The sequence below is a fragment of the Aestuarium sp. genome (genome assembly GCF_023253315.1).
GTDB lineage: Bacteria > Pseudomonadota > Alphaproteobacteria > Rhodobacterales > Rhodobacteraceae > Marivivens > Marivivens donghaensis.
The window spans coordinates 1-16,879 of record NZ_JALRGW010000005.1 but is presented as its reverse complement, the minus strand read 5'-3'; the positions used below and the strand labels follow the sequence as shown (position 1 = coordinate 16,879).

Genomic DNA, 16,879 nt, shown 5'->3' with positions numbered 1-16,879 from the left:
CTGCGATGCGGCAAAAAGCCTGTTGAATGAATCGAATGGATGAGGTCATCTTTGCGCAACTTTATTGCGAGGAAGAATCATGACCGACCGTCCGTTCCGTTCAGCTCTGTATATCCCTGGCTCGAAAGAGCGTGCTTTGGAAAAGGCGCGGGGGCTTCCTGTCGACGCAATTCTCTTTGACCTTGAGGACGCTGTTGCGCCCGATGAAAAGGTTAACGCACGCCACACGCTGAAAGAGGCGCTGTATCAGGGCGGTTACGGGAACAAATACCGTGTCGTGCGGATCAACGGTCTGGATACCGAATGGGGCAAAGACGATGCGGCTGAAACGCTCGAGATGGAGTGTGATGCGGTCTTGCTGCCCAAAGTAAACTCCACGGCTGATGTTGACGCGCTGGCCGCGATCATCGGGGATAAGAAAATCTGGGCGATGATGGAAACCCCGCTGGGCATCATCAACGCGGCCTCTATCGCAGCGCACCCGTCGATCGAAGGTTTCGTTCTGGGGACCAATGACCTCGCCAAAGACCTGAATACCCGCAAGGCTGAACGTCGCGAACCGCTGCTTTATGCGCTGCAAGCTGCGCTACTGGCGGCGAAGGCTTATGGCGTGATTACCATCGATGGCGTCTATAACGCGTTTAAAGATGACGAAGGCCTAAAGGTCGAGTGCGAACAGGGCCGTGATATGGGCTATGACGGCAAATCGCTCATCCACCCTGCACAGGTCGAAATCACCAATGCTGCCTTTGCCCCGACCGAAGCCGAGATTGAACTGGCCCAGCGTCAGATTGCGGCCTTTGAAGAAGCTGAGGCGCAGGGGCTTGGTGTTGCGGTTGTTGATGGCAAGATCGTTGAAAACCTGCATATTGTGACGGCGCGGGCAACTCTTGCCAAAGCTGCGGCAATCGCCGCGTTGGATAGTTAATTCGGGCGGAGCGTTCCGCCCAAAGGGGGCGGAATGATTCTACTGATATTGGGCGTATTGCTATGGAGCGGCGCACATCTCTTCAAACGACTGGCACCCGAACAGCGGGCGGCTATGGGAGACAAGGGGCGCGGTCCGATTGCGATCCTGCTCTTTGTGTCGGTCGGCTTGATGATTGTTGGCTATCGCATGTGGTGGGCCGATCTGGCCTATGCGCCACCCGCGTGGGGCAAACATGCGAACAACACGCTGATGCTGGTGTCGATGTATCTCTTTGCGGCATCGGGCATGAAAACTGCCATCGCGCGCAAGATGCGTCACCCTATGCTGATCGGCGTGATTTTGTGGTCGGTCGCACACCTTCTCGCCAATGGCGACTGGGCCTCGGTCGTGCTGTTTGGCGGCATGTTGATCTGGGCGGTGGTGTCCATCGTGCTGATCAACGCACAGAACCCCGTTTGGGAAAAACCCGCTCCTGCGCCCAAGGGCAAAGAGATCGGCGCAGCGTTCGGGTCACTCTTGGTCTACGGCGTGATCGCCTATATCCATATCCTGCTGGGCTATATGCCCTTCGGTTAACGCCGCTTCCTATCGGGTCGCGGCCAGCACAGGACGCGACCCAATGATTGCCTATCGTTTTCTCTCCGAGGATGACACCTCGGCTTTCTGCCACAAGGTGACCGAAGCCCTCTCTAAGGGTTGGAGCCTGCATGGCGATCCCACCTATTCCTTTGATGCGGCCCGCGGCGTGATGCGCTGTGGTCAAGCCGTCGTGAAAGACGTGGACGCCGACTATTCCCCAGACATGAAGTTAGGACAGCTATGACCAAAACCAATTCAGGCCGCTTCTTCGAAGACTACAAAGTCGGCGACGTAATCCGTCATGCGGTGCCTCGCACCGTGGCCGAGGGCGAACGCGCACTCTATCATGCGCTCTACCCAGCGCGTCATGCGCTGTATTCGTCGGACGCTTTTGCAGCGGATTGCGGTCTGGATGGATCGCCCTTGGACGATCTAATCGCGTTCCACGTGGTGTTCGGCAAAACCGTGCCTGACGTATCGTTGAATGCGGTTGCGAACCTTGGTTATGCCGAAGGGCGCTGGCTGGTTCCTGTCTATCCGGGCGATACGCTGCGCTCTGAATCCCAAGTGATCGGGGTTAAGGAAAATTCTAACGGGAAAACGGGCGTCGTCTATGTGCGCACGCGCGGGTTCAACCAAAACGACGAGGTTGTGCTGGAGTATGTCCGCTGGGTCATGGTCCGCAAAGGCAACCTCGATGCGCCAGCGCCCGAAGCTGTTCTACCCGAACTGAAGAAGGTTCTATCGGTTGAGGATCTGGTCGTTCCCGAAGGTCTGACCTTTGACGATTATGACTTTGGCCTCGCGGGTGAAGCACACCGTTGGGGTGATTATGAGATCGGCGAAGTGATCGACCACGTTGATGGTGTCACCATAGAAGAGGCCGAGCACATGATCGCAACGCGTCTGTGGCAGAACACGGCCAAGGTCCACTTTGACCTGACCTTCCGCCCCGAGGGTCGTTTGATCTACGGCGGCCACGTGATTTCGATGGCGCGGGCTTTGTCGTTCAATGGTCTGGCGAACGCTCAGATGATCGTTGGTCTGAACGGTGGTGCTCACGCGAACCCGTGTTTCGCGGGGACAACGGTTAAGGCGTGGTCCGAAGTTCTGGATAAGGCAGAGACGGATGTGCCGGGTGTTGGTGCTATTCGCTTGCGGTTGGTTGCGACCAGCGACGGGTCGGTGGGTCAGTTGAAGGGCGAGGATGGTAAATATCTTCCAGGTGTGCTCCTTGACCTCGACTATTGGGCGCTGATGCCGATCTAAAACGCAAAACAGGGGCGTGACGCGAGTCGCGCCTTTGTTTCTTTATAGTTTCTGTCGGGAATTGGTTTTGTGATCACAGGTTAAAATTACGTGATCACAAACCGTTCTGTTAACGCTAAAATAGACATTTTTCGGGGTATCACCCTGATTGGATAGCGTGACAGAGCGGGAATTATACGTCAGAACAGACAGCGATGGCCCGTGTGCGCCTGCGTGCATGGCTGCCCAAATCCAAAGGGGACCCACATGGCTGAAAAATCCAAGGGCGTTGAACGTCCGCTTTCGCCTTTCATGATCGGCCCGTACTACCGGCCACAGTTGACTTCGATGACGTCGATCCTGACGCGCATCACCGGTAACGCACTGATCGTTTCGACGCTTCTGGTCGTTTGGTGGCTGTTCGCCGCAGCGACGTCGGAAAGCTACTTTAACTTTGCAAACGCTATCCTGACCTCGTTCGTGGGTGACGTTGTGATGACCCTCTCGGCGCTGGGCATCTGGTACCACTTCCTCGCTGGTCTGCGTCACCTCTACTTTGATGCGGGTCACGGGATGGACATCCCTACCGCTGAAAAGCTGGGCTGGGCCTGCATCATCGGGTCGGTCGTTCTGACCATCCTGACCATCGTGATCGTGTAAGGAGAACGGGATGCGTTATCTAACCGACCGTAAACGTGCCGTAGGCAAAGGCGCTTCGGGCACTGGCACCGAACATCACCGCTACATGCAGGTGAGCGCTGTTGGCCTCGCGCTGATCGTGCCGACCTTCCTCTATATTTTTGGCCATGCGCTGGGCAGCGACTATGCGACTGTTCAGGCGACCTTTGCTCGTCCGATCCCTGCGATCCTGACGGGCCTCGTTCTGGTTTTCGGCCTGAAACACTTTAACGCTGGTTTCCAGATGATGATCGAAGACTACGCCCGCGGCACCGCTCGCAAGGCGTCAGTTATTTTCATGACCGCCTTCACTTATGCTCTGATGGCAACGGGCCTGTTCGCGCTCGCGAAGCTGGCTCTGTAAGGAATACGACCGATGGCATCATACGAATACGAAGTTCACGAATACGACGTGGTAGTTGTCGGCGCTGGCGGCGCTGGCCTCCGCGCGACCCTCGGCATGGCCGAACAGGGTCTGCGCACTGCGTGTATCTCTAAAGTTTTCCCTACCCGTTCGCACACTGTTGCGGCGCAGGGCGGTATCGCGGCATCGCTGGGCAACATGGGTCCGGACAGCTGGCAGTGGCACATGTTTGACACTGTTAAGGGCTCTGACTGGCTTGGTGATACCGATGCGATGGAATACCTCGCACGCGAAGCCCCCAAAGCGGTTTACGAGCTGGAGCACTACGGCGTTCCGTTCTCGCGCACCGAAGAAGGCAAAATCTATCAGCGTCCGTTCGGTGGTCACACCACTGAATTCGGTGACGGCCCACCCGTTCAGCGCACCTGTGCTGCGGCTGACCGCACCGGTCACGCGATCCTGCACACGCTCTACGGCCAATCGCTGAAGAACAACGCAGAGTTCTACATCGAATACTTTGCGATCGACCTCATCATGTCCGAAGACGGTCAGTGCACTGGCGTTGTGTGCTGGAAGCTCGACGACGGCACGTTCCACGTCTTCAATGCAAAGATGGTCGTTCTGGCAACGGGTGGCTATGGCCGCGCATACTTCTCTGCGACTTCGGCGCACACCTGTACGGGTGACGGCGGCGGCATGGTAGCTCGCGCTGGTCTGGCTCTGCAGGATATGGAATTCGTTCAGTTCCACCCGACTGGTATCTACGGCTCTGGCTGTCTGATCACCGAAGGTGCACGTGGCGAAGGCGGTTACCTGACCAACTCCGAAGGCGAGCGTTTTATGGAGCGTTATGCGCCCCAGTACAAAGACCTCGCACCGCGTGACTACGTTTCCCGCTCGATGACCATGGAAATCCGCGAAGGCCGTGGCGTAGGTAAAGATGGCGATCACATCCACCTGCACCTCAACCACCTTCCTGCGGCGGCTCTTGCAGAACGTCTGCCGGGTATTTCCGAGTCCGCGAAAATCTTTGCTGGTGTTGACGTGACCAAAGAGCCGATCCCGGTTCTGCCGACGGTTCACTACAACATGGGCGGTATTCCGACCAACTACTGGGGCGAAGTGCTGAACCCGACCGCGAAAGACCCGAACGCTGTTGTTCCGGGCCTGATGGCTGTTGGTGAAGCTGGCTGTGCTTCGGTTCACGGTGCAAACCGTCTGGGTTCGAACTCTCTGATCGACCTCGTTGTGTTTGGCCGTGCGGCCGCGATCCGCGCTGGTAAGGTTGTGAACCCAGACAGCGCGAACCCGACCCTGAACCAAGCGTCCATCGACAAAGCGTTCGATCGTTTCGACGGTCTGCGTCACGCGAAGGGCAACATGGCAACTGCTGAACTGCGTCTCGAAATGCAGAAAACAATGCAGTCGGATGCAGCTGTGTTCCGTACCGCTGAAACAATGAAAGAAGGCGTCGAGAAGATGACCGCCATCGCTGCGAAAATGGATGACCTGTCGGTCACCGACCGCAGCTTGGTCTGGAACTCTGACCTGATGGAAACGCTCGAGCTGGCAAACCTTATGCCGAACGCTCTGGCCACCATCCATGGCGCTGAGGCACGTAAGGAATCCCGCGGTGCGCACGCACACGAGGACTTCCCGACCCGTGACGACGAAAACTGGCGTGTTCACACCATTTCCCGCGTTGATGGGAACAAGGTGGACCTGACATATCGTCCGGTTGTCGTCGATCCGCTCACCACTGAAGCGGAAGGCGGTATCAGCCTCAAGAAGATCGCGCCGAAAGCACGGACGTTCTAATGCGGTTCGCGTTTATTGCATTGGCTGTTGTCGCAGGCCCCTTGCTCGCTGGTTGTGGCGAGCAGGTCCTGTCGATGACGCCAGCGACCTCGGTCGCGGAATGCCAAGCGCAATATGACGCGGCCTTGAACCGTCCGAACTATTCGTCGTCTGGCGCTGGTGCCCTGTTTGGCCGTTCGGTTTCTCGGGGTATCCTCGAGGGCGCGTTTAACCAGTGCGTTGCGCGTGTTGGCGGGACTGTCTCGGCTACACCCGAAGCGGTCTGGATCGTCGATGCGCCGCAAACGTCGACTGTGCCTGTCGCGTCGTCCACCAGCTGTTTGCCAGGTGGGGCGGCCTTGCAAGGGGGGGTAGGATATTGCGTGCTGCGTTGATCCTCTGCCTTCTGGCCTTGTCTGCCTGTGGTCCGATGTCGCCCGAAAAGGCGGCGGAAAGATGCGAAGAGCGGGCGCGTATGGCGCAAGGTCCTACCGGACATCTGACGCTTGGCGTAAACTCGTCCACAGGGGGCTATGTTGGTGGGTCAATCGGGGTTTCGTCCGATTACCTACGCGGTGCCGATCCGATGTTGGTCTACGAACGTTGTGTCGTTGACCTCACTGGACAGGACCCAATCCGACAGCCGGACCTGCGTTAATGAAAAGGATGACAGGCATGAAACGGATTATCGCACTAGGGACCATCGTTGCCGCTCTGGCAGGATGCGCCACAGACAACATGGCAGAGATGACGGCAGAGGCAAAAACTGACGCCGCTCGCGCTGTTGTGGTTCCCATTGTGATGAACACCGAACTGCCCGGAGGTCACACGATCCCCGAATCCATCGCCACGGCTATGACCACCTGCATCATCGAAAACTCGACCGATGTAGAACTGACGGCTCTTGCCGCAGCGGCCGTAACCGGACCTACCGCAGACACCAATTACATGGTGTCCAATATTCTCAGCCGTTCCTCCACGACCGCCTGTGCGTCTCGCGCACTGACGGGCGGCGCGGGGGCATGACCTTAATCGCAGGAGCCTAAACCCATGGTTCAACTTACGCTTCCCAAGAACAGCCGCCTCACCGTCGGCAAAACCTGGCCCAAGCCCGAAGGTGCAACGAACCTCCGGTCGTTCCAGATTTACCGCTGGAACCCTGACGACGGGAAAAACCCGCGCATCGACACCTATTTCGTCGATATGGACGATTGCGGTCCGATGGTTCTGGACGGCCTGATCTACATTAAGAACAAGATCGACCCGACCCTGACGTTCCGCCGTTCGTGCCGCGAAGGTATCTGTGGCTCTTGTGCGATGAACATCGACGGGATCAACACGCTGGCCTGTATCTACGGTCTGGATGAGATCAAGGGCGACGTTAAGATCAACCCGCTGCCGCACATGCCAGTGGTCAAGGACCTTATTCCTGACCTCACCCACTTCTACGCACAGCACGCGTCGATCATGCCGTGGCTGGAAACCAAAACCAACCGTCCGGCAAAAGAATGGCGCCAGTCGATCGAGGATCGCAAGAAACTCGACGGTCTGTATGAGTGCGTTATGTGCGCGTCCTGCTCTACCTCCTGCCCGAGCTACTGGTGGAACTCTGATAAATACCTTGGACCTGCTGCGCTGCTCCACGCATATCGCTGGATCATCGACAGCCGTGATGAGGCAACCGGCGAGCGTCTGGACGAGTTGGAAGATCCGTTCAAACTCTACCGCTGCCACACCATCATGAACTGCGCAAAAACCTGTCCGAAGGGTCTTAACCCTGCGAAGGCAATTGCGAGCATCAAGAAGATGTTGGTCGAACGCCAAGGCTAATTGCCAGCGATTGCACGCTAAAGGTGAGGGCCCTGCCATGTGCAGGGCCTTTTGCGTTTCTGCCATGCAGCGTACTCATGCTGCATATGCAAAAAGATAAGTTAATATTCGTTCGTATAGTGCTATGATGTGGTCAGGGCGGAGTATCGAGTGATCGGAGCCTATGATGAACATCGCCATTCGAAATCCAGAGGCTGCTGCAAAAATCGTTCTGTCGACTGACGCGATGGAGCAGTGGATTGGATATTATACTTACGAAAAACCTAAGAATATCAGAGCTGTGCGGAATTTACCCGTATTGGATCAAATGTTCGCCTATTACGAAGCATGATCCAGCCATGACTTTAGACTAAAAAGCCCCGGATGATCCGGGGCTTTATTATTTTATCCGTTGCGGTGTGCGCGATAGGTGCTCGCGTTCGGGCAGAAGGTCATATCTTCGGCAGAGGCACCCTTGGCCAGAGCAGATTTGCAGGCGCCGTTTTCGCCGCAATAGGCGCAGCGACGCGCAACTTCGACTTGTTCACCAGAGGCGCGTAGGCTGTCGACTTTCACATCAAAAAGCCCAGCCATCGCTTCCATTCGCTCAACCTGCTCGGCTGGCATGTTGGCGATCTTTCGCATTTCACCACGTGTGAGGTGCAGTTCGTTCACCGCGTTCAAATCTGGGTTAATGGCATCTTGTTCGATGCGCGCCTGTTCACGGACGTGATCAACAATTTCGGATACGTAAGACATTGGGAGGCACTCCAAATTGGGAACTGTGGCCATTTGAAACCAAAGCGGGGGAATAAACTTGATTGGGATCAAATTGGGCGGGATATTGAGGGTCGATCACTCAGATAGGTTCAAAACGTGTCAAATATCCCAGAAGATGCAGAAAAACGACGCGCTATCGCTCCGGTAATCTGTTACCCGACCGAAACTTTGCCACGCCCAGCGATGGATTTGTATCGCGCGGCGCTCGACTCGGCTGTCGAAGGGCCCGTGGTCATCGTGCCGCCTCGCGATGCCGCGACGATCCGCGTGCCTGCTGGGTCGTTCCTACGCATCGGCTGCCCTGAGGGACCGCAGGTCGGCGATTTGAACCTGTTCAACGCGCAGAATCTGGACGAGCGGTTCTATTCAGGGAAAACGCGCGCACTCCACGGTACGCATGTGACCGAAGGCGACCAGCTCTGGTCCTGTTTCCCCTATCTGCGTCCCATTGCGACCGTCGTAGTGGACAGCCTTGCATGGTATGGCGCGGATGAATTTGGGGGGCGTGTGCATGACGTGATCGGCACGCGGTGCGACCCCTACACGGGCCGTGCCTTGGGCGGGGATCACTACCACTATTGCTGTCATTCAAACCTGACGCGTGCCCTAGCAGACGATCAGGACGTGAGCCTGACCGAGGCCGAACCGCGTGTGCACGATGTGCTGAACGTGTTCATGTGCACAGGCTTTACCCGCGATACGGGCCAGTATTTCATGAAGGCTAGCCCCGTGCGCAAAGGCGACCACCTCGATCTCTTTGCGGAGGTCGATCTGCTGGCCGTGCTGAGCGCATGCCCCGGTGGGGATTGTGGATCGGAACATTCGTCCGATATAGCAGCCTGCTATCCGCTCTCAATGCAGGTTTTGACACCAGCGGACGGGGCATTGGAGGGATGGGTGCCGCCGCAGGTAAATTCCTATGATCGGACCCACGGTCGATAAGGGTCGCGTGGGGGCGCTGCCCCCACACCCCCGAGATATTTAAAGCACAAAGGCTATATCAGAGGTCGCGCAGGAAACGGCGGAGGACTTTTTCCAGTTTGGCGGCGCCGAGAGGGGCCATCGCCTTGGTATGTTCGTGGCTGATCGCCTCATCGCTCATGCCTGCGGCCATGTTGGTGATGGTCGAGATGGCGGCGGCACGGAGGCCGAGGAAGCGCGCGAGGATGACTTCTGGCACAGTGGACATGCCAACGGCGTCGGCGCCCAGCGTGCGGATCGCGCGAATTTCGGCTGGTGTTTCGAACGAGGGGCCAGAATACCATGCATAGATGCCCTGATGCAGGCTGACCTCTTCGTAGGCGGCTGCAAAGAGGAGCTTTTCACGTAACTCAGGCTCGTAGGCGTCCATCATCGGGACAAAGCGTTTGTCCGAGGGTTCACCGATCAGCGGATTGAGGCCAGAGAAGTTGATGTGGTCCGTCAGCGCCATGATCGAGCCCGTCGGCATATCGGGGCGGAGCGACCCTGCGGCATTGGTCGCGATGACCGTATCAGCGCCGAGTTCGCAGAGGACCTCTAGCGGGATGCGCATTTCATCGGGTTTGCCGCGTTCGTAATAGTGCGCCCGACCACCAAAGACCGCGACGCGCACGCCTTCGAGCGTGCCGATCACGAGGTTTGGGTTGTGGCCCGACACGCCTGCATGGGGGAACCCCGGCAGTTCGGAATAGGGGATCGCCACGCCTTCGACCGCGCCAGCAAGGTGACCGAGGCCAGAGCCGAGGATCAGGCCCAGTTTGACGGGTTCCTCGCCTGCGTGATCGCGGATGATTTTTAGTAGTTTAGCGTTCTTTGACATAGGCTTCTCCGCCCGCACGCGGCGGGATGGCTTTGCCGACGAAACCAGCAAGCACGATAACGGTTAGGACATATGGCAGGGCGTCGAGGACTTGAGTCTGGACGCGGATACCAATGGCCCGTTCAAGGATGTCAGGGCGAATAGCGAGGGCCTGCAGGTAGCCAAAGAGCATCGTTGCACCCAAGGCCTGCCATGGACGCCATTTCGCAAAGATCAGCGCGGCGAGGGCGATGTAGCCACGGCCCGCGGTCATTTCACGGACAAAGCCTGCCTGAAGCCCAGTGGACAGGTAAGCGCCCGCAAGACCGCAGAGCACGCCACAGATAATCACAGCCGAATAGCGCATGCGATAAACAGCGATACCTGCTGTATCTACCGCGCCTGGATTTTCGCCAACAGCACGGAGGCGCAGGCCGAAGCGGGTGCGATAGAGGGTCCACCAAACGAAGGGAACGATCAGGATGCAGAGGTAAACGATGATCGTGTGACCCGACAGCAGTTCGGAATAGACCTTCATCGGGAGGTCAGCTTTGGCGATGTCGCGGATGCGGGTCAATGCGCCTGGGAATTGGATCGATTCAAAACGGGCTGCACCCGATAGCGACGGCGTGCGGCCACCTTCGCCGAACCATGCTTGGGCCGCGACGACGGTGATGCCAGAAGCGAAGAAGTTGATCGCAACGCCAGAAATCAGCTGGTTTCCACGGAAGGTGATCGAGGCCAGACCGTGCAGGAGCGACAAGATCACCGAGGCCAAAACACCAGCGATGAGGCCCAGCCAAACGCTGCCCGTGGTAAAGGATACGCCAGCCGCGAGGAAGGCTGCGATCAGCATTTTCCCCTCAAGGCCAATGTCGAAAATCCCTGCCCGTTCAGAGTAGAGGCCCGCAAGGCACGCAAGAAGAAGCGGCACGCCGAGGCGCACTGTGCCGTCGAGAACCGCAATGTCGAAAAACGCGAGAAGGTCCATCAGTTTGCCCCCTTACGGCCAAATGCCACGAAGAGTTTTTCGATCGGCATGCGCACCATATTGTCGAGCGCGCCTGTGAATAGGATGACGAGTGCTTGGATCACGGTGACCATTTCGCGCGGGATGCGCAGTTCGGCCGACAGCTCTGCGCCGCCTTGGTAGAGGATGCCGAATAGGATCGCGGCGATCAGGATGCCAACGGGGTGGTTGCGGCCCATTAGGGCAACCGCGATGCCGATGAAACCCGCGCCCTCAACCGCGTTGAGAACCAGACGTTCCGCTTCGCCCATGACGTTGTTGATGGCCATCATGCCCGCCAGACCACCCGAAATGAGCATTGCGATCATGATGATCTTTGTCGGTTTAATGCCCGCATATTTTGCAGCTGTTTCGCTTTCGCCAAAGGCGCGGGTTTCGTAGCCGAGCTTGGTTTTCCAAATCAGCGCCCAAACGAAGACGCAGGCCAGAAGCGCGATGATCAGGGCAAAGTTCGCAGGGCCACGGTCAGAGAAACTGATGCCAACCGCGCCGAGGATGGCCGAGAGGTTTGGCAGATGCATCGCCTCAGCAAACGATGGGGTTGCGGGTTCCATGCCGCCGGCCTTGATCGGGCCATTCAGGAGGAAGTTCAGCAGCGGGTAGGCCATGTAGTTGAACATGATCGTGGTGATCACGATGTGGCTACCGCGTTTTGCTTGAAGGTAGGCAGGAATCGCTGCCCAAGCCGCGCCAAAGACCGCCGCGGCAACGCCGCCACCGATCAGCGCGAGCGTCCAATGTGGCCAAGGGATGTAAAGGCAAGCCAGTGCCGCACCGAGGCCGCCGATATAGGCCTGACCTTCTCCGCCGATGTTGAACATGCGTGCGTGATAGGCAACCGCCACGGCAAGGCCCGTGAAGATAAAGTTGGTCGCGTAGTAGAGCGTGTAGGACACATTCGCGCTATTGCCCAACGCGCCTTTGACCATGATGCCGAGCGCATCAATCGGGTTGTGCCCGATCGCCAAAATTACGATGGCAGAGATGATCGCGGCCAAGACCAGCGACAACACAGGGACAAGGACCACATCGGCCCAGTTCGGCATCTTTTGCATCAAGCGGCATCCCCTTGAACACCAGCCATTAGCAGGCCGAGTTCCTGAACATTAGTGTCTTGCGGCAGGCGTTCGCCCATGATCCGTCCGTCAAACATCACGGCGATCCGATCAGAGAGCGACATGATCTCGTCCAGCTCGACTGACACGAGGAGGATTGCTTTGCCTTGGTCGCGTAGGGCAACGATTTGTTTATGAATGAATTCGATAGCGCCGATGTCGACGCCACGGGTTGGCTGACCGATCAGAAGCACATCGGGATTGCGTTCGATCTCACGCGCCACAACGATTTTCTGTTGGTTGCCACCAGAAAAGTTCTTGGCGGCCAAAAGTGGATTGGGTGGGCGCACGTCGAAACGTTCCATCTTTTCGGCGGTGTCGGCTTTGATCGCAGCGTGATCCATAAACAGCGCGTTTTTCTGGTAGCGCGGGTCGCTGTGGTAGCCGAACGCCGTATTTTCCCACGCAGAGAAGTTCATCACCAGACCTTCGCGCTGACGATCCTCTGGCACGTGCGCGATGCCACGTTTGCGGCGGCTTTGCCCGTCGGAGTATTTGCCGGTTAGGTCAATTGGTTGGCCGTTCACTGTGATGGTGCCAGTGCCCTTTTCGTAGCCGCCCAGCACTTCGAGCAGTTCGGACTGACCGTTCCCCGCAACGCCCGCGATGCCGAGGATTTCCCCGGCGCGGATGTTGAACGATACGTTTTTGACACGATGGACGCCCTGCGCATCTGTGACGTTTAGGTTCTGCACGTCCAGGATCACGTCACCCGGTTTTGCAGGGACCTTATCGACCTGAAGCAGAACCTTGCGGCCGACCATCAGCTCAGCCAACTGGGCGGGATCGGTTTCTGCGGTTTTGACGGTCGCGGTCATTTCCCCGCGACGCATGACCGAAACCGTGTCGGTAATTTCCATGATTTCCCGCAGCTTATGGGTAATCAGAATGATCGTTTTGCCCTCTTCACGCAGACGACCAAGGATACGGAATAGTTGGTCCGCCTCAGCAGGGGTCAGAACGCCTGTCGGTTCGTCGAGGATTAGAATGTCGGCCTGACGGTAGAGCGCCTTGAGGATCTCAACACGTTGCTGCATCCCGACGCCGATCTCTTCGATAATCGCATCTGGGTCCACGTGGAGTTCGTATTCTTCGGACAGCTGCTTTAGCTCTTTGCGCGCTTTGGTCAGCGACGGGCGCAGCAAAAAACCGTCCTCAACGCCCAAGATGACGTTTTCGAGGACGGTGAAATTCTCAACCAGTTTAAAGTGCTGGAACACCATCCCGATACCTGCCGCAATTGCCGCTTGACTGTCTGGGATGTCGGTCTTTTGCCCGTTGATGAATACCTCGCCCGCGTCCGCCTTGTAGAACCCATAAAGAATCGACATGAGCGTGGATTTCCCCGCGCCGTTTTCCCCAATGATCCCGTGGATCGTGCCGGGCATAACGCGAATGGAAATGTCTTTGTTTGCCTGAACTGGCCCAAAGGCCTTGGAAATTCCGACGAGTTCGATGGCAGGTGCGGGTGCGGTCATTCTCTGTCCCTCGGGCAGATAGAAAAGCCGCGCCGGATAATAACGGCGCGGCCCAATATGCGTGGATCGTTCGACTTAGAAGTCGAGAACTGGGCAGGTTTCGTCCGACATGTAGTCGTGAACAACCAGCTCGCCCGATGCGATCTGAGCAGATGCCGCGTCAACCGCTGCTTTCATTTCGTCGGTGATCAGGTCAGCGTTGTTTTCGTCGAGCGCATAACCAACGCCACCGTTCGACAGACCCATCACGTTAAAGCCCGCTTCGAGCTCAGCGCCTGCTTTGAACGCGTCATAAACAGCGTTATCCACGCGCTTCATCATCGAGGTCAGAACCGAACCCGGGTGCATGTAGTTCTGGTTGGAGTCGACGCCGATCGAATAGACGCCTTGGTCAGCAGCGGTTTGCAGAACGCCAACACCAGTGCCGCCAGCCGCCGCGTAGATCACGTCAGCGCCTTGGCTGATCTGTGCGAGGGTGAGTTCCGAACCTTTTACCGGATCGTTCCATGCAGCAGGAGTGGTGCCAGTCATGTTTGCGATGACGGTCGCGTCAGGGTTCACAGCCAGTGCGCCTTGAGCGTAGCCACATGCGAATTTGCGGATGAGCGGGATGTCCATGCCGCCGATAAAGCCAACAGTGCCGTCCTCAGACGCCATCGCAGCCAGCATACCAACGAGGTACGAACCTTCGTGTTCGTTGAACACAACCGACTGAACGTTCGGTGCATCAACAACCATGTCGATGATCGAGAACTTCAGGTCAGGGTATTCAGGTGCAACAGCTGCCAGCGGGGTTGCCCAAGAGAAGCCAGCCATAACAATCGGGTTGTTACCATCTTCGGCAAAGCGACGGATCGCCTGTTCACGCTGTGCGTCCGAGGTGATTTCGAATTCAGCAAAGCTGCCGCCGGTTTCTTCGGCCCAGCGGGTTGCGCCGCCGAATGCTGCTTCGTTGAAGGATTTGTCGAATTTGCCGCCAAGGTCAAAAATGATTGCCGGATCGGCCAGCGCAGCGCCTGCGGACAGAGCAAGGGCAGCAGATGCGCCGAGGAATTTTGTGACGAGGGTCATTTAGTATCTCCCAACTGGTTTTGCCCCGGAGCCGCAGCGGCCCGCGTGGGCGGACATCTCTCGTGTCTGCTGGAATTAGGGCTGTTTACGCTCTGGGGGTCAACCGGATTCTCACGTCACTTGGTGTCGCTTTGATCAGATGATCAATAATTTAGCGTTGCGAGAGCGGTAATTGGAGCAAAAGCGCGTCAATCCGCGCACCGTCGGGTGCTCTGTAGTAATCTTTACGAAATCCCGAATCGACAAAACCGACAGAGCGGTAAAGCCCGATAGCTGTTGCGTTATTCGACGCAACCTCAAGAAACATATTTTCTGCGCCGCGCTCTTTTGCCGTGTGGAGTGCGAGTTCCAGCAGTCCGCGCCCTTCGCCCGTGCCGCGCGCAGAGGGCGCCACGCAGATCGTCAATAGTTCCGCCTCGTCCAGAACAACGCGGATCACGGCAAAACCGTTCTCTGACGTGATACATGCCGTGAACCTGTCGTCCATCATCCCCCGGAGTTCATCCGCTGACCACGGTCGTGGCGTCGAAAAACACTCCGCGTGAATTTGGGCGAGCGCGTCGGCGTTCATGGAAGGATCACCGGTGCAGGGTCGCGCGGGGGGGCTGCATCCGCCGCCCGCACATAGAGCGGTGCAGGGCGTGGTTGGGTCTGGCCTAAACGCTCTGCCGCGACGCGGGCAATGTTTGCAACATGATCGGCGGCACTCAGCACAGGCGCGATAGGCCCGTCGATGGGATGATCCGCGACCACGATCATTTCGGGCGATTGTGGACCATCAACGGTGAAATGCTGGAGGTATGCGCTGCCCCGTGGGGCGTCGATCAGTGCTGTGATGGGGAGGGGCAGGCCATGTGTCAGCGCCTCAAACCCATTCACCCCAATCGCGGGGATCGATAGGCCAAGGGCCAGACCACGCGCCGCTGAGACGGAAATGCGGATACCCGTAAAATTACCAGGCCCAGTGCCGACACCGATCGCATCCAGATCTGACCACGTGAGCCCCGCGTCAGAGAGCACTTCGGTCAACATCGGCATCAAATGCTCTGCCTGACCCTTGGCCATTTCGTCGATGCGGGTGGTGATCGTGTCACCCTGTAACAAAGCGGCGGCGCAATGCGCCGCCGATGTATCAAATGCCAGTATCGTTGGTGACTTATGCAGCAACGGGGCGCACCTCGAGCACTTCGGGAATGTAGTGGCGCAGCAGGTTCTCAATGCCCATTTTCAGGGTCAGGGTCGAAGACGGGCAACCCGCGCAGGCACCCTGCATGTGCAGGTAAACGATGCCGCGATCAAAGCCATGGAACGTGATGTCGCCGCCGTCTTGAGCCACCGCAGGACGCACACGGGTATCGAGTAGTTCTTTGATCTGGTTGACGATATCGGTGTCTTCTTCGCTATGGTTGTCCGCGTGACCACCAGAGCCTTCGCCGCTCATCACAGCAGCGCCGGACTGGAAATGCTCCATGATCGCGCCAAGGATCGCTGGCTTGATATGGTCCCATTCAACGCTGTCGGATTTGGTCACGGTCACAAAGTCAGTGCCAAAGAACACACCGCTTACGCCGTCGATTCCGAAAATACGGGAAGCAAGCGGGGATTGCGCAGCAGCGTCAGCGGTCGGGAAATCGGCGGTGCCAACTTCGAGAACGGCCTGACCAGGCAGGAATTTCAGTGTCGCCGGGTTCGGCGTGGATTCGGTCTGGATAAACATGGAAGCCAACCTTTTCTGTCGGACTTACATATCTGCCCTCAAGGCATCGAAGTCAAGGTTTAGAATGGTTCTAAATGTTTTCGGGGCCACCCTTAGGCGACCCCGTGAGAGAGACACAGGTCTAACTTAGTTGTTCACGTAGAGCGTTTTCGTCGTAAGCTCTTGGCCGCCGACTTTCAGGACTGCGATCACTTTGGACGCGGGGTAGTTCGTAATGTCGACCTCTGTGTTGATGTTGCCGCCAGCTTTGACTGCCTCAGTGCCGAGCAGGCGACCTTTGACGCTGCCGTCGTAGTCATAGATTTCGATGACGCCATCCGCAGGCGAGTTCACGTAGCCGATCGTGAGGTCGCCGCTGTCTTTCACAGCGTTCTGAACGCCAAAGTATGCGTCAGCGGCAGAAGCAGAGGTGGCCGCAGCAAAGGTTGCAGTCAGCGCGAGGGCAGCAAGAGTTGTTTGTTTCAGCATTTCAGTCTCCAGTTTTGTTATTGGCCAACACCAT

General features: G+C 57.4%; 23 protein-coding genes. 13 read left to right on the top strand and 10 right to left on the bottom strand.

The annotated features are described in order from the left end of the window. Window positions 1-79: 79 nt before the first annotated feature. The 12 genes from AC1QQ2_RS04635 to AC1QQ2_RS04580 all read left to right on the top strand — a co-directional run bounded on the left by AC1QQ2_RS04635 (window position 80) and on the right by AC1QQ2_RS04580 (window position 7,758). Complete coding sequence (locus tag AC1QQ2_RS04635; RefSeq protein WP_249946991.1) at window positions 80-928, top strand: HpcH/HpaI aldolase/citrate lyase family protein; 849 nt, start codon at window positions 80-82, stop codon at window positions 926-928. A gap of 33 nt (window positions 929-961) precedes the next feature. Next, window positions 962-1,507, top strand: a complete 546-nt coding sequence (locus AC1QQ2_RS04630) for an NnrU family protein (RefSeq protein ID WP_249946992.1) — start codon at window positions 962-964, stop codon at window positions 1,505-1,507. Between the two features lie 43 nt (window positions 1,508-1,550). Beyond that, a complete protein-coding gene (locus tag AC1QQ2_RS04625) occupies window positions 1,551-1,754 on the top strand; it encodes a DUF1737 domain-containing protein (protein ID WP_249944565.1) in 204 nt (67 codons plus the stop codon). Beyond that, window positions 1,751-2,779, top strand: coding sequence for a MaoC family dehydratase (locus tag AC1QQ2_RS04620; protein ID WP_479712256.1), 1,029 nt, complete (start codon window positions 1,751-1,753; stop codon window positions 2,777-2,779). Before AC1QQ2_RS04625 ends, AC1QQ2_RS04620 begins: the two co-directional genes overlap by 4 nt. Window positions 2,780-3,025: 246 nt before the next feature. Beyond that, complete coding sequence (sdhC, locus tag AC1QQ2_RS04615) at window positions 3,026-3,418, top strand: succinate dehydrogenase, cytochrome b556 subunit (RefSeq protein ID WP_105234308.1); 393 nt, start codon at window positions 3,026-3,028, stop codon at window positions 3,416-3,418. A gap of 10 nt (window positions 3,419-3,428) precedes the next feature. Further along, window positions 3,429-3,800, top strand: coding sequence for a succinate dehydrogenase, hydrophobic membrane anchor protein (gene sdhD / locus AC1QQ2_RS04610; RefSeq protein ID WP_067550677.1), 372 nt, complete (start codon window positions 3,429-3,431; stop codon window positions 3,798-3,800). A 12-nt stretch (window positions 3,801-3,812) separates the two neighbouring features. Continuing rightward, window positions 3,813-5,618, top strand: a complete 1,806-nt coding sequence (gene sdhA, locus AC1QQ2_RS04605) for a succinate dehydrogenase flavoprotein subunit (RefSeq protein WP_067550676.1) — start codon at window positions 3,813-3,815, stop codon at window positions 5,616-5,618. Beyond that, a complete protein-coding gene (locus AC1QQ2_RS04600; protein ID WP_479712255.1) occupies window positions 5,618-5,992 on the top strand; it encodes a hypothetical protein in 375 nt (124 codons plus the stop codon). The genes sdhA and AC1QQ2_RS04600 overlap by 1 nt, the downstream gene beginning before the upstream one ends. Then, on the top strand, window positions 5,977-6,255 hold the full coding sequence (locus tag AC1QQ2_RS04595) for a hypothetical protein (RefSeq protein WP_156529591.1): 279 nt from the start codon (window positions 5,977-5,979) through the stop codon (window positions 6,253-6,255). Before AC1QQ2_RS04600 ends, AC1QQ2_RS04595 begins: the two co-directional genes overlap by 16 nt. Window positions 6,256-6,272: 17 nt before the next feature. Then, the gene (locus AC1QQ2_RS04590; protein WP_479712254.1) at window positions 6,273-6,623 is read left to right on the top strand and encodes a hypothetical protein; all 351 of its coding nucleotides are present in this window, start codon (window positions 6,273-6,275) and stop codon (window positions 6,621-6,623) included. 24 nt (window positions 6,624-6,647) lie between these two features. Next, on the top strand, window positions 6,648-7,427 hold the full coding sequence (locus AC1QQ2_RS04585) for a succinate dehydrogenase iron-sulfur subunit (RefSeq protein ID WP_067550673.1): 780 nt from the start codon (window positions 6,648-6,650) through the stop codon (window positions 7,425-7,427). A 166-nt stretch (window positions 7,428-7,593) separates the two neighbouring features. Continuing rightward, window positions 7,594-7,758 carry a hypothetical protein gene (locus AC1QQ2_RS04580; protein ID WP_479712253.1) on the top strand — a complete coding sequence of 55 codons (165 nt, stop codon included), beginning with the start codon at window positions 7,594-7,596 and terminating at the stop codon, window positions 7,756-7,758. A 53-nt stretch (window positions 7,759-7,811) separates the two neighbouring features. Here AC1QQ2_RS04580 and AC1QQ2_RS04575 read toward each other — a convergent pair whose 3' ends face one another. Beyond that, the gene (locus tag AC1QQ2_RS04575; RefSeq protein WP_479712252.1) at window positions 7,812-8,165 is read right to left on the bottom strand and encodes a hypothetical protein; all 354 of its coding nucleotides are present in this window, start codon (window positions 8,163-8,165) and stop codon (window positions 7,812-7,814) included. A 117-nt stretch (window positions 8,166-8,282) separates the two neighbouring features. Here AC1QQ2_RS04575 and AC1QQ2_RS04570 point away from each other — a divergent pair, with 117 nt between their 5' ends. Then, window positions 8,283-9,128 carry an urea carboxylase-associated family protein gene (locus AC1QQ2_RS04570; protein ID WP_479712251.1) on the top strand — a complete coding sequence of 282 codons (846 nt, stop codon included), beginning with the start codon at window positions 8,283-8,285 and terminating at the stop codon, window positions 9,126-9,128. Window positions 9,129-9,186: 58 nt separating this feature from the next. On the opposite strand, the gene AC1QQ2_RS04565 is transcribed toward AC1QQ2_RS04570, so the two are convergent. The 9 genes from AC1QQ2_RS04565 to AC1QQ2_RS04525 all read right to left on the bottom strand — a co-directional run bounded on the left by AC1QQ2_RS04565 (window position 9,187) and on the right by AC1QQ2_RS04525 (window position 16,845). Then, window positions 9,187-9,987, bottom strand: a complete 801-nt coding sequence (locus AC1QQ2_RS04565; RefSeq protein WP_067550670.1) for a purine-nucleoside phosphorylase — start codon at window positions 9,985-9,987, stop codon at window positions 9,187-9,189. Continuing rightward, entirely contained in the window at window positions 9,971-10,957 is a 987-nt protein-coding gene (locus AC1QQ2_RS04560; RefSeq protein ID WP_479712250.1) for an ABC transporter permease, read from the bottom strand. Before AC1QQ2_RS04560 ends, AC1QQ2_RS04565 begins: the two co-directional genes overlap by 17 nt. Continuing rightward, complete coding sequence (locus AC1QQ2_RS04555) at window positions 10,957-12,051, bottom strand: ABC transporter permease (protein ID WP_438986154.1); 1,095 nt, start codon at window positions 12,049-12,051, stop codon at window positions 10,957-10,959. Before AC1QQ2_RS04555 ends, AC1QQ2_RS04560 begins: the two co-directional genes overlap by 1 nt. Beyond that, on the bottom strand, window positions 12,051-13,589 hold the full coding sequence (locus tag AC1QQ2_RS04550) for an ABC transporter ATP-binding protein (RefSeq protein WP_479712249.1): 1,539 nt from the start codon (window positions 13,587-13,589) through the stop codon (window positions 12,051-12,053). Before AC1QQ2_RS04550 ends, AC1QQ2_RS04555 begins: the two co-directional genes overlap by 1 nt. A gap of 75 nt (window positions 13,590-13,664) precedes the next feature. After that, window positions 13,665-14,660 carry a BMP family lipoprotein gene (locus AC1QQ2_RS04545; RefSeq protein ID WP_479712248.1) on the bottom strand — a complete coding sequence of 332 codons (996 nt, stop codon included), beginning with the start codon at window positions 14,658-14,660 and terminating at the stop codon, window positions 13,665-13,667. Window positions 14,661-14,811: 151 nt separating this feature from the next. Continuing rightward, window positions 14,812-15,231 carry a ribosomal protein S18-alanine N-acetyltransferase gene (gene rimI, locus AC1QQ2_RS04540; protein ID WP_479712247.1) on the bottom strand — a complete coding sequence of 140 codons (420 nt, stop codon included), beginning with the start codon at window positions 15,229-15,231 and terminating at the stop codon, window positions 14,812-14,814. Continuing rightward, the gene (gene tsaB / locus AC1QQ2_RS04535; protein WP_479712329.1) at window positions 15,228-15,824 is read right to left on the bottom strand and encodes a tRNA (adenosine(37)-N6)-threonylcarbamoyltransferase complex dimerization subunit type 1 TsaB; all 597 of its coding nucleotides are present in this window, start codon (window positions 15,822-15,824) and stop codon (window positions 15,228-15,230) included. Before tsaB ends, rimI begins: the two co-directional genes overlap by 4 nt. After that, complete coding sequence (locus tag AC1QQ2_RS04530) at window positions 15,817-16,377, bottom strand: NifU family protein (RefSeq protein WP_067550664.1); 561 nt, start codon at window positions 16,375-16,377, stop codon at window positions 15,817-15,819. Before AC1QQ2_RS04530 ends, tsaB begins: the two co-directional genes overlap by 8 nt. A gap of 126 nt (window positions 16,378-16,503) precedes the next feature. Next, window positions 16,504-16,845, bottom strand: coding sequence for a hypothetical protein (locus AC1QQ2_RS04525; RefSeq protein ID WP_479712246.1), 342 nt, complete (start codon window positions 16,843-16,845; stop codon window positions 16,504-16,506). Window positions 16,846-16,879 lie beyond the last annotated feature (34 nt).

Coding starts and splice junctions, on each gene's coding strand:
- AC1QQ2_RS04635 (WP_249946991.1), top strand. CDS start 80: ATGACCGACCGTCCGTTCCGTTCAGCTCTGTATATCCCTGGCTCGAAA.
- AC1QQ2_RS04630 (WP_249946992.1), top strand. CDS start 962: ATGATTCTACTGATATTGGGCGTATTGCTATGGAGCGGCGCACATCTC.
- AC1QQ2_RS04625 (WP_249944565.1), top strand. CDS start 1,551: ATGATTGCCTATCGTTTTCTCTCCGAGGATGACACCTCGGCTTTCTGC.
- AC1QQ2_RS04620 (WP_479712256.1), top strand. CDS start 1,751: ATGACCAAAACCAATTCAGGCCGCTTCTTCGAAGACTACAAAGTCGGC.
- sdhC (WP_105234308.1), top strand. CDS start 3,026: ATGGCTGAAAAATCCAAGGGCGTTGAACGTCCGCTTTCGCCTTTCATG.
- sdhD (WP_067550677.1), top strand. CDS start 3,429: ATGCGTTATCTAACCGACCGTAAACGTGCCGTAGGCAAAGGCGCTTCG.
- sdhA (WP_067550676.1), top strand. CDS start 3,813: ATGGCATCATACGAATACGAAGTTCACGAATACGACGTGGTAGTTGTC.
- AC1QQ2_RS04600 (WP_479712255.1), top strand. CDS start 5,618: ATGCGGTTCGCGTTTATTGCATTGGCTGTTGTCGCAGGCCCCTTGCTC.
- AC1QQ2_RS04590 (WP_479712254.1), top strand. CDS start 6,273: ATGAAACGGATTATCGCACTAGGGACCATCGTTGCCGCTCTGGCAGGA.
- AC1QQ2_RS04585 (WP_067550673.1), top strand. CDS start 6,648: ATGGTTCAACTTACGCTTCCCAAGAACAGCCGCCTCACCGTCGGCAAA.
- AC1QQ2_RS04580 (WP_479712253.1), top strand. CDS start 7,594: ATGAACATCGCCATTCGAAATCCAGAGGCTGCTGCAAAAATCGTTCTG.
- AC1QQ2_RS04575 (WP_479712252.1), bottom strand. CDS start 8,165: ATGTCTTACGTATCCGAAATTGTTGATCACGTCCGTGAACAGGCGCGC.
- AC1QQ2_RS04565 (WP_067550670.1), bottom strand. CDS start 9,987: ATGTCAAAGAACGCTAAACTACTAAAAATCATCCGCGATCACGCAGGC.
- AC1QQ2_RS04560 (WP_479712250.1), bottom strand. CDS start 10,957: ATGGACCTTCTCGCGTTTTTCGACATTGCGGTTCTCGACGGCACAGTG.
- AC1QQ2_RS04555 (WP_438986154.1), bottom strand. CDS start 12,051: ATGCAAAAGATGCCGAACTGGGCCGATGTGGTCCTTGTCCCTGTGTTG.
- AC1QQ2_RS04550 (WP_479712249.1), bottom strand. CDS start 13,589: ATGACCGCACCCGCACCTGCCATCGAACTCGTCGGAATTTCCAAGGCC.
- AC1QQ2_RS04545 (WP_479712248.1), bottom strand. CDS start 14,660: ATGACCCTCGTCACAAAATTCCTCGGCGCATCTGCTGCCCTTGCTCTG.
- rimI (WP_479712247.1), bottom strand. CDS start 15,231: ATGAACGCCGACGCGCTCGCCCAAATTCACGCGGAGTGTTTTTCGACG.
- AC1QQ2_RS04530 (WP_067550664.1), bottom strand. CDS start 16,377: ATGTTTATCCAGACCGAATCCACGCCGAACCCGGCGACACTGAAATTC.
- AC1QQ2_RS04525 (WP_479712246.1), bottom strand. CDS start 16,845: ATGCTGAAACAAACAACTCTTGCTGCCCTCGCGCTGACTGCAACCTTT.